7 protein-coding genes are annotated in these 13,373 nt (G+C 43.4%); 2 read left to right on the top strand and 5 right to left on the bottom strand.

Going from position 1 to position 13,373, the window contains the following annotated elements; all coding sequences use genetic code 11:
- Nucleotides 1-27: 27 nt before the first annotated feature.
- Entirely contained in the window at nucleotides 28-1,269 is a 1,242-nt protein-coding gene (locus EYS08_RS03745; RefSeq protein WP_131028507.1) for a YaiO family outer membrane beta-barrel protein, read from the top strand.
- Nucleotides 1,269-2,435, top strand: coding sequence for a hypothetical protein (locus tag EYS08_RS03740; RefSeq protein WP_131028506.1), 1,167 nt, complete (start codon nucleotides 1,269-1,271; stop codon nucleotides 2,433-2,435). The genes EYS08_RS03745 and EYS08_RS03740 overlap by 1 nt, the downstream gene beginning before the upstream one ends.
- On the opposite strand, the gene EYS08_RS03735 is transcribed toward EYS08_RS03740, so the two are convergent.
- From EYS08_RS03735 to EYS08_RS03715, 5 genes are all read right to left on the bottom strand, one after another.
- Complete coding sequence (locus EYS08_RS03735; protein ID WP_131028505.1) at nucleotides 2,436-4,451, bottom strand: LTA synthase family protein; 2,016 nt, start codon at nucleotides 4,449-4,451, stop codon at nucleotides 2,436-2,438.
- 1 nt (nucleotide 4,452) lies between these two features.
- Entirely contained in the window at nucleotides 4,453-5,778 is a 1,326-nt protein-coding gene (locus tag EYS08_RS03730; protein ID WP_244215845.1) for a glycosyltransferase family 2 protein, read from the bottom strand.
- A gap of 95 nt (nucleotides 5,779-5,873) precedes the next feature.
- Entirely contained in the window at nucleotides 5,874-6,938 is a 1,065-nt protein-coding gene (locus EYS08_RS03725; RefSeq protein ID WP_131028503.1) for a HEAT repeat domain-containing protein, read from the bottom strand.
- Nucleotides 6,935-7,297 (bottom strand): response regulator transcription factor, encoded by a 363-nt coding sequence (locus EYS08_RS03720; RefSeq protein ID WP_131028502.1) that lies wholly within the window; start codon nucleotides 7,295-7,297, stop codon nucleotides 6,935-6,937. Before EYS08_RS03720 ends, EYS08_RS03725 begins: the two co-directional genes overlap by 4 nt.
- A 611-nt stretch (nucleotides 7,298-7,908) precedes the next feature.
- Nucleotides 7,909-12,231 (bottom strand): PAS domain S-box protein, encoded by a 4,323-nt coding sequence (locus EYS08_RS03715; RefSeq protein ID WP_131028501.1) that lies wholly within the window; start codon nucleotides 12,229-12,231, stop codon nucleotides 7,909-7,911.
- Between the last annotated feature and the right edge of the window lie 1,142 nt (nucleotides 12,232-13,373).

Raw genomic sequence — 13,373 nt, 5'->3', positions numbered from 1 at the left:
TCTGCTAAAAATCTAGTTTATGCTATCATGAAGCCCAAATTTTATTCATTGTTATTATTGGCCCTGGTATTATCCAAATTCTCGAAAGCGCAGCAAGGCAGTGCAGACGAGCTGTTTACCCAGGCAAGAACTGCAGCCTTCGAATCAAAAGACTATCCTAAGGCCATTGCACTCAGCAAAAAGGCCTTGGCTGAAAGTCCGGATTATGCAGATATCAGGATTTTTTTAGGCAGGGTTTACACCTGGAGCAAGCAACCGGATAGTGCCAGGCAAGCTTTCGCCCTGGTTTTGGCAAAACAGCCCGATAACAAAGATGCACACCTTGCTAATTCTACCCTCGAATTTTGGGAAGACAATAATGAAAAGGCCCTGCTCAACGTGAATAAAGGTCTTACCTTCCATCCTACAGACGATGAGCTCCTGCTGTTGAAAGCTAAAATACTCAACAGCTTAAAAAAATGGACCGAGGCGAATGCAACTATTGAAGAGGTACTAAAACGATCGCCCAACCTTACCGAGGCACGCACACTTGCCGCACGGGTTAGGGAAAATTCTTCCAAAAACAAAATAGGCCTCAATTACGACTTTGTATACTTCGATAAACAATTCGATGATCCCTGGCACATTGTGAGTATAGACTATAGCAGGCAAACCAAATTGGGCTCTGTTACCGGAAGAGTAAACTATGCGAACCGTTTTAACCGCAACGGCCTTCAGTTCGAGGTTGACGCGTATCCGCGCATATCAGACACCTTCCAGGCCTACATCAGTGGCGGATACTCTAGCGAGGTTGGCGTGTTTCCTCATTACCGTGCAGGCTTTTCATTGTATGCAAACCTACCGGCAAGCTTTGAAGTAGAAGCCGGATTCCGCTATTTAACCTTTGGCGAATCAACCTGGAGCTATACCGCGTCAGTAGGAAAATACTACAAAAGCTTCTGGTTTAATTTCAGGACTTTTTTAACCCCTTCCAACGACCAGGTCTCTCAATCGTTCGCCTTGACCACCCGGTACTATTTCGGTGGTGCCGATGATTATTTTAGCCTTCGCCTGGGCACTGGTTTATCACCAGATGACCCACAAAACAATGTTTTAATTGGAAACACGGCTTACAAGCTTCGATCAAACAACATCACGCTCGGTTACCGAAAAGCGTTTAAATCGCTTAATATCCTCATCGTTAACCTCGGGCTGGAGAACCAGGAATACAGGCCTGACACCAAAGGGAATCAACTTGATCTCGGGATTGGCTACATAAGACGTTTCTAATGACAAGCAAGGTAAAGAAACTATGGATTGTTCTGGCTGTTGCCGCCGGCATTCCATTAACGATGTGGCTCTGCTGGTATTTAAGCCCCAGAACCAAAATGGTTGCTGCCATAATCGATAAAACAGTTCTTACACCTGCAGGACAGGAACATATCTCCTTCCTATGGATTCTAAATCATGAGAAACTAACGAAAACAGCAAGCAAATTTTATAAAATTGACCACGATTATTTTGGTTTCTTCCCTTTGGAGGGAGAAAAATTCCGCCTGAAGGGACTGGAGCGGTTTAACCATGATCAGCTACAGCAATTAAGTGAGGATGTTAACCTGGTTTATTTTACGGATACCTACGGCATTTACCGAAACGAATGGTATACCCAAAAAAATAATAACGAACGGTCCGGAATGGTTTATGGCGGGATGAGCAGCCAGGATATTGAGCTATTAAAGCAGATGAAGCAGAAAAAGAAGCTCATTATCACAGAATTTAATAGCATAGGAAGCCCTACAAGCCAAGAAACCAGAAAGCAGTTTGAGGATCTGTTCGCCATGCACTGGACCGGCTGGACAGGCCGCTTTTTTGAAAGCCTTGATACGGCAAGAAATAAGGAACTGCCGCGATGGCTCATTAATAACTATAAACGGGCAAATAACAACAACTGGCCTTTTAAAAAGTCTGGCATTGCTTTGGTTAGCGATCAGGACAGGGTCATCATCCTGGAGGATGGCCGCGACCTAAAAAACCCGATGCCACATATTATCAGTGGTGAATACGGGCAAAAAGTACTGGGTTTGCCCGATGAGATTAAATATGCATTCTGGTTTGATGTCATTCAGCCGAACAAAGCGATTAATACCCAGGTTGCCAGCTTCCGGATGGATGTTAACCAAAAGGGGCAGGCGCTTTTGAAAGCAAATGGCCTAAGTGCTGTTTTTCCTGCCGTGTTGATGCATAAAGAAACCGATTATCGCTTCTATTACTTCTCCGGAGATTTCTGCGATAACCCGGTCAGCCTATCCTCCTCTTATTTCAAAGGAATTGGTGCTTTCAAATGGTTATTCTACGACACCAGTAATCCGATGGAACGATCCAGCTTCTTTTGGAATTTCTATCGCCCGATGATGACCACCATCCTTGATCAGGAACGCGAGTATATCAACAAATAGCTATTTCTTCGGCCGATATTTTAAAATTACCGATGGAGGCAGCACCCTGGCCTTTGAACCCAAACCTGTATTTTTCCGTTTAAAACTTTCGAAGGCATTTTTTATGCGTTCGTAACCCACCTCATCAGTTACTAACTCCTCCTGCATATTGTCGCCTATTTGATAAAGCGATGTGCCGTTGAGGTGATAGGAACCCTGGATAAAATCGACCATCTCGGTTTTGGTCTGTATCAGTGGGTAACTATGCACATTCCTGAATGAACGGGCAGTATCAAGTCCTGATCCGAGCCAGCTTACAGCGCTGGGCAGGTCTATGCCATAGCCTGACTGAAGATAAGCGAGCAAACTTGGCGTTACATCGAAATGTGTAGATATGGATGCGAACTGCGCGCTACGCTTTAACAGTGGAGAATAAATAATTAAGGGCACATGATAGCGATCAATCTTGTTACTCATCGGGATCTCTGGCATCCGGTGATCTCCTGTAATTACAAAAATAGTATTGCTGTAGTCTTCCCTTTTCTTATAATTGTTTAAAAAGCTCCTCAAAGCATCGTCGGCATATAAAATAGTGCCATACTGTTTTTTGTACTTGCGATAATTATCTTTCTTTGCTTCGTCGAATCCCAAGTCCGTCATCCGCTGTTCAAACCTGGAATTATATTTTTCCTGTTCATTAATCAGGAAAGGATTGTGCGTGGTGACTGTTAAAATTACGTTCAGCTCTGCAGGTTTAGCGGCTTTTGAAGGCCTGTTTGCCAGATAGTATTTATACAGCTCCTGATCTCCATATCCCCATGAAAATCCATTTTCTGCCGGCAGTTTGGGGTAGCCTGCCGAAAAAGACTTAAGGTCTCTGATTTCATCCACGCTGTTCTTTTGAAGAAACAGGTCCATATTATCGAAGCTTGCGTCTCCTCCATAATAGAATGAAGTTTTATAGCCATTGAATTTTAGTAAACTGAACAAAGAAAGATGATCTGGCATTTGCTGTCCCTGATCAAGAAAACCATTTTTACCGAAAGGCAGAGATCCCATTAAAGATGGGAGCACTGCAAACGTGCGACCGCCAGCACTTAAAAAGTTTTTCCAGTAAAGGCCTTTATTGGCTAATGAATCGATAAAAGGAGTGAAATTTCCCAGATAGGCACCTTCATTGGTAAACGCCCTGCCCAAGCCCTCAACGATAATGACCACCAGATTTGGTTTACTGTTGGCTTTGTTGAAAAATGGTGTCAGCACATCACGATCATTCGCTTTCCGGTAGAACGGGTATTCCGATCCACCCAGGTAGCTGAAAGTAGTGGGCGCAATACTACCGTCGCCATAATCTCCAATGTAGGCATCGGCATAAATATCCACATCCCCATCGTCCGGATAAAAGTGAATATAAGAGCTGCTAAAAAAGTAATCGGCCTTGTTTAATGCGAGGTTATTCACAAAAAGATTTTCAAAGTTTTTTTTGAAAAGCTCCCCGCCACTGGTCATCAGATAAAAAACGGACAGTATAGGTAAGGTCCAGGCCAGCCATAATGGAACCTTGATACCGTTGGGCAATCGCTTAAGTACAACTACCAGGAGCACAACCACACCTAAAAAACCTAGAATTAACGGCAGGCTTACCGTACCGGATGCACCAACGGTTTGCTTGATATCGGCAAAAGAGTAACCATATAAATCTGCGCCCAAGGGTACCAGGGCCGTAGCGAAATACTGGCATAGAACCAGTTGAATGAAGATGGTAATGGCAACAAATACTTTAAAGCTAACTTTAGCCAGTTGGGCATGCACAAAAAACAGCGGAACAAATAGAATAAATTCAAAAATCAGCCATTTAAGCCAAAAGCTCAGATCTGCCAGCCATGACCACAACATAAAACTTAATAGCTTAACCGGGAATTGGTGGATTAATCCATTAGCCAGTACTTCTACAAGCCTGATCACAATTAAAGCAATAAGCCAAACGAGGGCGGTTTGCAGAAAAACTATGGTTGCTGATTTAAAACGGCTGATCATATTAAACTTTTTCTTTTGTAAATCCCTTCCTGGTCATTTCACCCCAGGAATTCTTCTTCCTTAATAGGTCGATATTGCCTTTAATAGCCGACCATACCACAAATGGATGGAAGATCAATGGCTCCAGAAATGCGGTAAGAATTAAAAGCAAAAGGTTTCTGTTCGTTTTGTATTGGTTATAAGTGAGCACCTCCATCAATATTGCAAAAACTGAATATAAAAACCCGAAGCTGAATATAAAAAGCAATAAGCTCAGAAAGAAGGACCATTGGATCAATCCGAAGCTGGCCAGGATAATAAAAGCGATAAATCCAAAAAACTCTACTAAAGGAGCCAAAAATTCAAAGAAAAACCAATATGGATAGCTAATCATACCCAAAAGGCCGTATTTGGGATTAAAAAATATAACTTTATGCATCTGCAGGGTTTCTATTGTGCCCCGGGTCCAGCGATTTCGCTGTCGCCCCAGTATTTTAAAGGTCGATGGAGCCTCTGTCCAGCACAGCGGATCGGGAATAAAGCTCACTTTGTGGGCAATACCCTGTTCTTCCATGTACCGCCTCATTCTTACTACCAACTCCATATCCTCACCTACTGTTTTGTGATTATATCCTCCGCATTTCATCACGATCTCTTTATCGAATGCGCCGAAAGCGCCTGATATGAGCAGCAAACCGTTTAAGCGGCTCCAGGCCATCCGACCCAGCAAAAAAGCCCGAATATATTCCAGCGTTTGAACACGTGGCAGGAACTGCCTGGGAAGCTTAACTTTGAGTAAACGCCCATTTTCCACAATACAGCTGTTGGCAATACGAATTACCCCTCCCGTAGCAATCACCCGCTCTTTTGTGTTTTCCAAAAATGGCTTGGCCAGTTTCAGAATAGCATCCTGCTCTAAGATACAATCAACATCGATGCAGACAATATAATCGTTGCTTGAAACGTTTATACCAACGTTTAAGGCGTCTGCCTTTCCGCCATTCTGCTTGTCAACAACGATTAACTTTCTGTAAACAGCTTTTCTGCTTCTGTAAACGCCTTTAACTTCCTTGGTTTCAATCTGGCCGTTAATAAAAAAGTCAGCCTTGTAAAGATCATAAACTTCAATCAGCTTTGATAACGAATCATCTCTGCTTCCATCGTTAATGATAATTACTTCAAGGTTGGTGTAATTAATGGACAACAAAGACCGCACATTCTCGATAATGTTTGCCCCCTCATTATACGCCGGCGCTAAAATACTGATACTTGGCGCCTGCCTGGAACCTGCCAGCACGCCATAATCTGTAAAACTATTTTTACGCAGGTAGTTGCGTATCTCCCCCATCGAAAACACCGCAATAAATATGTAGCAGGACAGAAGTAGCAGTGAATAGGTTAATAGCCCATAAGTAAAAAAATCTGTTAAAAACGATTGCCAGCTCACCATTTAATCTCGCTTTTTAGTTGAGGAATCATGTCTCTTAAGGGGTAAGTTGTCGATCTGGAATCGTTAATCAGGCACTCCAGGCCAATAGCACTGCCGTTGACAAGCGCGCGCGCAACCGCAAATTTCATTTCGTGCTTCTCGGCTCCCAGGTAACCTAGCAGCGTTGAAACATTTTGCACACCCCCAATCACTGCGATCGCATTCATGATAGCGATCTGATTTTTGTAGGTTTCGGAATCGAACCTGCTCAGCAGTTCTTCTGATGTACTTTCTGTATAGATTTCGGTTAATGTTGAAATCGCCTGTTTCCGCACACTGGCATCGCCATGATCGAGGCAACTTACAGTGTTCTCATAAAGCTCATATCGATGATAATTCCGGACTAATTTAAGGGCAAAAATGACAACACTCGGATTGCCGGAGGTTAGCCATTTGTCAATCCCCGTCAACTCGGCCTGTGGTACTGTAGACAATTCTTTTAAAAGCCTGATCTGCTGCCACTCCGTCATCTGGTACGAGATTATATCAAGGAAACGAAGTCCTTCGAACCCAAAAAGATTCAGTACGGCTATCTGTGCCTCAATACGAACCAGGTCATTTTTATTATTGGTATAACGGTATATCCTGGTGAGCTGCTCTTTAAGGCCCATCGTTCCAATCTGCTGAATAGCATAAGCCCGCACATGCCATTTTCGGCTTTCCAGTAATCGGAGTGCCTTTTTATCCAAACCAAGCTGAATGTATAAATGACGCAGGTTTTCGCCATGCCGTCCCGACATGTTGCGCTTTGCTGCAATAATCTTTTTCACAAATTGCTTACAGAACCTCTTGTTCCTTAGGTTGGCTTTTAACCGTCGGGTTACTGGAATTGAAGCCAGTTGCCCGGCATTGTCCTCATGAAAGAATATAGCTTTACGAAGTAACAGATCTATCATCATGTCCCACTTAACATATTCCCTTCTCCAGGTTTTTCTAAGAAATAAATAAAAAGAAAGAAATGTGATCAGGCAGATCGCCAGCGTGAAGAAAAATGATAGCAGTACTTCAAAAAAAATCATCTCTGATTAACTACTGCAAACCGCTTTATCCGCACAGAAAGTTCGTTAGGACTAAAGGGCTTCGTTAAATAGTCATCCGCACCTAAACGAAAAGCTTCAAGTACGATATCCTCCTGTCCCATTCCAGAAAGGATAATTATTGGTGTTTGGCGATTTTCTCTCACCGCAGCTACTATTTCCAGGCCTGAGAGGTAAGGCATCATCACATCGGAAATAATCAGGTCAGGCTGGTATAGATCTATTTTCTGCAACGCATCTCGTCCGTCACGCGCCAGAATAACCTCATGTCCGTCTTTTTTTAAACGAAATTCGACTGTCCTGAGCATTAACTCATCGTCTTCAGCAATTAATACCCTCATGTTTAAAGTTATTTGGATGACTCCTTTCAAAGTTAATACATTTCAATGGATAATTAAACAATACGAATGCAATCAGAAATAGTGATCAAAGAAATATGCATTATGCAAACACTTGATAAATAGTACCGAATTGAGCATTTAAAGCTATAAAGCGCTTGCAAATCACTTTCCATCGAGCGGGGGGGAAAGTCCATAATGTTAGAAAATGGAACCCAGAAACTGTAAGTTTACAACTACAAGTTTTGAACTACAACTAAAGGGTGTAAAAGTTCATCCAATTTCAAAAACACAGAAATATAAGGAATCACTTCTGTGTTTTGATAACAAGTACGTTGAACAGTTCGATTTATCTGATTTCTTTAAACTAAATCATGGGGCATCGAATCTTAACCTCAACCAAAATGCAATCGTTTGAACACGACAATCCTGAGCTTTCCAGGCGCATCCCGGATCGGAACCTATGCAGCTACTTGGTGTCAGCCTCAATACGCCGAGGCATGCGAGAAGACCCTTCAGCTAACAGAAGCTTAAATTTATATCATCCACTGGCTTAACCCTGCCTATCAGCTGTTCTACTGATTCCATGCTTGGGAATATACTCGAAGGATATCTTATCCGGCATACCTCTCCAGTACAGGAATTGTGGAAGCAATGGTTTCCCTTAATTCCGCCACAGCCTGCAAGAAAGCAGCAAAATTGGAACAAGGTATGACCTGTAGTTTCGCACTGATCATCACCAGCTTCTCTAGCCCGGCAGTACTTGACATTCCATTGAGCTTATGTGCCAACGAAATCACCATCTCGTAATCTGCAGGCCGGATTTCCCTATCAAGCTCTCCCAGGGCAGCATTTAATTGATTAATGGCAATACCAATAATCTCGTGCAGCTTTACGCTATCGTCGTCAAAATATAACGTTAGCTTGTTGATGTCAAAATGGGGGCGGCCTATCGCTTTATCGACAAAAGGTTCTTCCGTCCTGAACAACCATTTATCAATTATTGCCGCTATATTTTCTTCCAAAACCGGTTTGGTAATAAAATCATCCATACCTGCCTCAATACTCTTCTCCCTTTCGCCCATCACGTTTGCCGCTGTCAGGGCGATAATGGGAACCCTTGTGCCCTCCTCCTGCGACCTTATTTTTCTGGCACATTCATATCCGTTCATTTCAGGCATTTGTATATCCATAAAAACAAGGTCAAAAACTTTGTCCTGAAAAACGGCGGCTCCCAAAGCTCCGTTTTCCGCTTCTACTATAAGACATTCCGGGTTTATTTTTTCCAGCAGGGTACGGGTAAGAAACCGATTTACCTCGTTATCCTCAATGATTAAGAATCTGTATGCCGGGCTTTGCCCAGTGTGAACAGACGTGGAATGCTGACGGATCTGATCGGATGTGTCGCGTGTCCTTATCCTGGTTAGGGCGAGGTAAAGATCGCTCATTTTGATCGGTTTTAGCAATTTGTTACCAATACGGAGATCATTGCAGGCTTTGATAATCTTTCCATCATCCGATGAACTGTGCAGTAGGATCAATGGGATTTCCCCGAGCTCGGATGGAAAATTTTCCCTGATCTTAGCTGCAGTTTCCAATCCGTCCATGTATTGCATGTGGTAGTCGAGTAAAACGGCATCATAGGCCTGTCCCTCTGCCAGCAGTTGAAGTGCTTCAAAGCCATTTCTTGCATGATCGGAAGAAATGTTTTTAAGTGCAAGCATTTCGGCCAATATCCGCCTGTTATTGTCATTATCATCGACTATCAGAACTTTATTGATGCTTTCCATTCCTATCCATTCAACCTGGCCTCCCTGTTCGCACTGCATGGTTACATCAAAGTAAAAGGTACTTCCCTTGCCCGGCTCGCTCTCCAGTCGAAGTTGGCTATCCATCATTTTTAACAGCTTATTGGAGATGGCCAACCCTAACCCAGTACCGCCATATTTCTTTGTTGTTGAGGAATCTTCCTGTGAAAATGCCTCAAAAATTTTCATCTGCTTGGTTTTCGCAATCCCGATCCCGGTATCTCTGACAGAGAACCTCAGCAGGTGATTATCCTCCTTAATCTGCAATGATTCGATTTTAAGCTCGATCTCCCCTTCTGCCGTAAATTTTGCCGCGTTTCCCAGTAGATTGATCAGCACCTGTTTAAGCCGCAGGGCATCTGCCCATATAAACCTTGGCAGGCCTGGTTGAAGATTCAGCAGCATCTCCAGATTCTTAGTATGAATCTGGTAATTGGTGATATCGCTGGCCTGCCATGCAATTTCATACAGATCGCACCTATAGATATCAAGTTCAAACTTACCGGCCTCGATTTTTGAGAAATCAAGGATATCGTTGATAATTCCCAGCAGTGCGTTGGCCGACTGATGGACAATTTTAAGGTACTGGTGTTGGGTATCATCCAACTGCGTTTTCAATACCAGATCGGTAAAGCCGATTACGCCGTTAAGTGGGGTTCTGATCTCATGGCTCATATTCGCCAGGAACTCAGATTTTGCATAGTTGGCAAAATCTGCACGCAACCTTGCCGCTGTGAGCTCCTGACGGTGCTCGACGCTTGCAGAAATATCGTGCGTAAAAATCATCATTCCGCCAATAGATTGATCAGGAGTGTACCATGGGGACATTTCCCAAGCAATATGGTGTGATTCTTTATTTTTTGGGTCGATATAAACATCCTCTTCTTTTTTAATTGTGAGGCCACCAAGCACCTGTTTATGCACCGCTTTCCGCTCCTTTGAAAGGTTTGGAAACAGTTTATAATAGGACATTCCCTTGATACTACCTTCGATCTGGGTATAGGCCTTTATCCATGTTCTGCTTGCGATCAAGAACCGCATATTGGTATCAACCATGGCCACTGATGCCGGAGCATTTTCGATGAAGGCAATCAGTATCGCCTTTTCAAGGGCGAGTTCACGCTGAATCGCCTCTTTTTGGGTTACGTCTACAGATATACCCAAGTAGCCAATCGTACTGCCACTGCTCCCTTTTATAGAAGTGATAGACAGTGATACCCTCACCCGTTTGGAAGCTTTTGTAATAAAGGTGAAGGCCCTCTCCCTTTCTGAACTGTCTGCACACTGTGCATAAAAACCAAATCCGGCAACTTCAATGCCAGCTGAGGAGCTGAAATCGGCACAGATTTCATAAACTTCCTTTTGGTCATGGAACATGATGGGTGTTTGTTTTCCGACCATTTCTTCAGCCGTATATCCGAGCAGGCGCTCAGACCCTTTGTTAAATACCGTGATTGTCCCATCCAGATCAGTTGCAATGATGCTTACCCCTGTGGCCGCCGAGAGCACCTCATCCAGGAGCTTTTTGGATTCTATAACTTCAATCTGGGCACGTTTTTGCACGTCTATATCCTGAATTGTGCCGTATACCCTTATAGGCATCTGATTTGACATTTGAGCCTTGCCTATTGCCCTTACCCAGATTTCCCGGCCCTTGAAATCAGTAATCTGAAGCTCCTCATCCCATTCCTGTCCGGTACGCATACAATCATTAATAGCTTTTAAAATTATATTCCTATCGGCTCCGGGCCTATAAAAAGCTACTGCATTGTCAATAGTCGGGGTAAATCCATCGGGAACACCGTGGATTTCGCGTGTTATCTTAGACCAATGGAGCTTTTGGTCCCTGAGGTTCAGTTCCCATCCACCTATCTTTGACATACCACTGGTCTCCTCAAGTAGATCCCTCGTATGAATCAAGTCCATCTCCAGTTTTTTCTGGTCAGTAATATCCACCGCATTCCCCACCACATAAGTCTCGCTCTGAAGATCTTTTTGCAAAGTATTTGAGTACAGCCATAACCGCTCCTCGCCTGATTTACGCTTAATAATCATGTGCCCCGTTGAGTGGCCCTTTTCAACTATATCGGCCAGATATTGCCTCAGATTTGCATGCCTTTCCCGAGGAATGAGATCGAAAAGACTTTTACCAACAATTTCCGTCCTACGGTAACCCAGCGATCTTGCCCCTGAGGGGTTTAAAGAAATTAACTTTCCCTTAAGATCATGTGTGCACATTAGACCCTGGGAGCTTTCAAAAAACGCCTTCAACTTTTGCTCGCTGACCTTTAGGGCCTGGTTCTTTTCTATATCGGCGGTTACATCCCTACCTATTGCGAAGACATCACCGCCCTCTTCCTCAAATGTGGCCGTCCATTCAATCATCCTGTACCCACCACCCTTTATCGCTATCCGATGCGTGGGGTTTCCCTGCTGCTCACGGTTTTTAAGCGTCTTCCAAATCTTCCTGGCTTCCTTAAGTCCATCGGCAGGTACAATATCCAAAAGCGTTCTCAATATTAATTCCTGCTCCATCCAACCAAATTTGGTAGCAAAACTTGGGTTCATCCGTTTAAATTTCAAGTCCTTATCCAGGATACAGATCAAGTCATCAGAATGTTCAAAGAGCAGGCTGATATTCCTGTTTTCCGCTTTTTTAATCCTTCCATGAATGAGGAATTCGATGTCTCCAATAAGCAGTGAAAGCAGTCTCTTCTGTGAGGCTGTGATTTCCTTTGGCATGGTATCCATCACCGATAACGACCCTAGAACAGTCCCGTTAGTATCTCTAAGGGGATAGCCTGCATAGAACCTGATCTTTATCCCATCACCTACCTCCGGATGTTCATTAAAACGCCTGTCGGAAAGAATATCCGCTACGGTAAAGGTTTCATGGCTATCTAAGGGGTATGCGCATAATGGCAGGATAGCCGGTACTTCACTAGCACTGAGCCCTATAATCGCCTTATGCTGAATTTCGGCACCATCTGAAAAGGAAATTACTGAAATCCTGCTGTCGCAGATTAGTGAGGCCATTTCATTAACCCGATCAAAATCACTGTCATTCCCATTGCCTATAATTTCATGGAAATAGAACCTCCTTATGCCTGTTGTTAGATCTTCTTGCATTTACAATGTATTATTCAGCAACCGCAAAGTAAACTGATAAAGTTATCAGGTTAGCAGTTCGTTTCATCAGTGCATCAGTAATTAATGATAGTCTTTCCCGCCATACAAACCGATGGGTAGTTTTAAATATCGGGAAAAAATTGCAGCTATATCGAAATTGATCTTCTTTTTTTAGACAATTCAGATAATATATACCAAATGTAGATATCCTACCAGATGGCTTGCCGAGGATTTCACACATAACCATAATACACAACGCCAAACCACTGAATCAACAGATTGTCAATTACTCAGCCTTGGTGCGTCAACTTATGCACGGGATAATTATATATACATATGTGGGAAATTATACTGATGGTATTGGCGGGCTTGGCTGTTCCTTTGCCATGACATTTGCCGTCCCACCTGGGAGAATTGCCATGGGTGGAGACGTGCGTGAAGACCAGTCCCTACTTCTGTTACTGTTCCGTCTCCTCCTTATACCACTAACATATCCGTTTTTCCGATCAGGCGCGTTGCGATTTCCGCAGCACTCCGATCCTTTTTAGTTAATTCAACCTCCCATTGTAAGTCTGAATCTTCCATTGCATGGCTAATCATTGAAAGTATTCGCTCTTGCTTACCCTTAGCAGATATCTTTCGATGGGCAACAGGGGAAAACGCAGTGCGGGTTGTGATTAATATTCATGTTGAAATGGTCGGCTGCTGATTTGGGTAAAGGTCAATACTAGGCCTTCACGAATTCGCTCAATTCCAAGTGCTGTGCCTCTCACCTTCTATCTGGTTCCAGGACAGCTACTGCACAATTCTATTTAAGGAAATTGATGTTTAAATCTATCATGTACGGTACTGGCTTTGACCGTTCGCAGGTTGCTTTTGACCTTTGTAAGGACTTTGCCAGCCATGGTAATGGGGCGTTAGCATTGAATTGATAAACACCCTATAGCCATTAAATACCCCCCCTACTCGCCAAATAACAGGCGAATGGAGGGGTATTTTCGCGGCCCCTTGCGGGGCCAAAGTGCTTTAAATCCAGTTGAAGATAAATAATAGGAATTTCGCGAACGACTTGGCTAAATCAGAAATTGGATAACTATAAATACAATTCTCCGTTCTATAAATTTTGAAAAACCGCATATTTC

It is taken from the genome of Pedobacter kyonggii (genome assembly GCF_004310665.1).
In the GTDB taxonomy this organism is placed as follows: domain Bacteria; phylum Bacteroidota; class Bacteroidia; order Sphingobacteriales; family Sphingobacteriaceae; genus Pedobacter; species Pedobacter kyonggii.
This window is presented reverse-complemented; position numbering and strand designations above follow the sequence as displayed.

Excerpts from the sequence above, each read along its gene's own strand:
- EYS08_RS03730 (WP_244215845.1), bottom strand. The coding sequence starts at position 5,778 with ATGGGGGAGATACGCAACTACCTGCGTAAAAATAGTTTTACAGATTAT.
- EYS08_RS03735 (WP_131028505.1), bottom strand. The coding sequence starts at position 4,451 with ATGATCAGCCGTTTTAAATCAGCAACCATAGTTTTTCTGCAAACCGCC.
- EYS08_RS03720 (WP_131028502.1), bottom strand. The coding sequence starts at position 7,297 with ATGAGGGTATTAATTGCTGAAGACGATGAGTTAATGCTCAGGACAGTC.
- EYS08_RS03745 (WP_131028507.1), top strand. The coding sequence starts at position 28 with ATGAAGCCCAAATTTTATTCATTGTTATTATTGGCCCTGGTATTATCC.
- EYS08_RS03725 (WP_131028503.1), bottom strand. The coding sequence starts at position 6,938 with ATGATTTTTTTTGAAGTACTGCTATCATTTTTCTTCACGCTGGCGATC.
- EYS08_RS03715 (WP_131028501.1), bottom strand. The coding sequence starts at position 12,231 with ATGCAAGAAGATCTAACAACAGGCATAAGGAGGTTCTATTTCCATGAA.
- EYS08_RS03740 (WP_131028506.1), top strand. The coding sequence starts at position 1,269 with ATGACAAGCAAGGTAAAGAAACTATGGATTGTTCTGGCTGTTGCCGCC.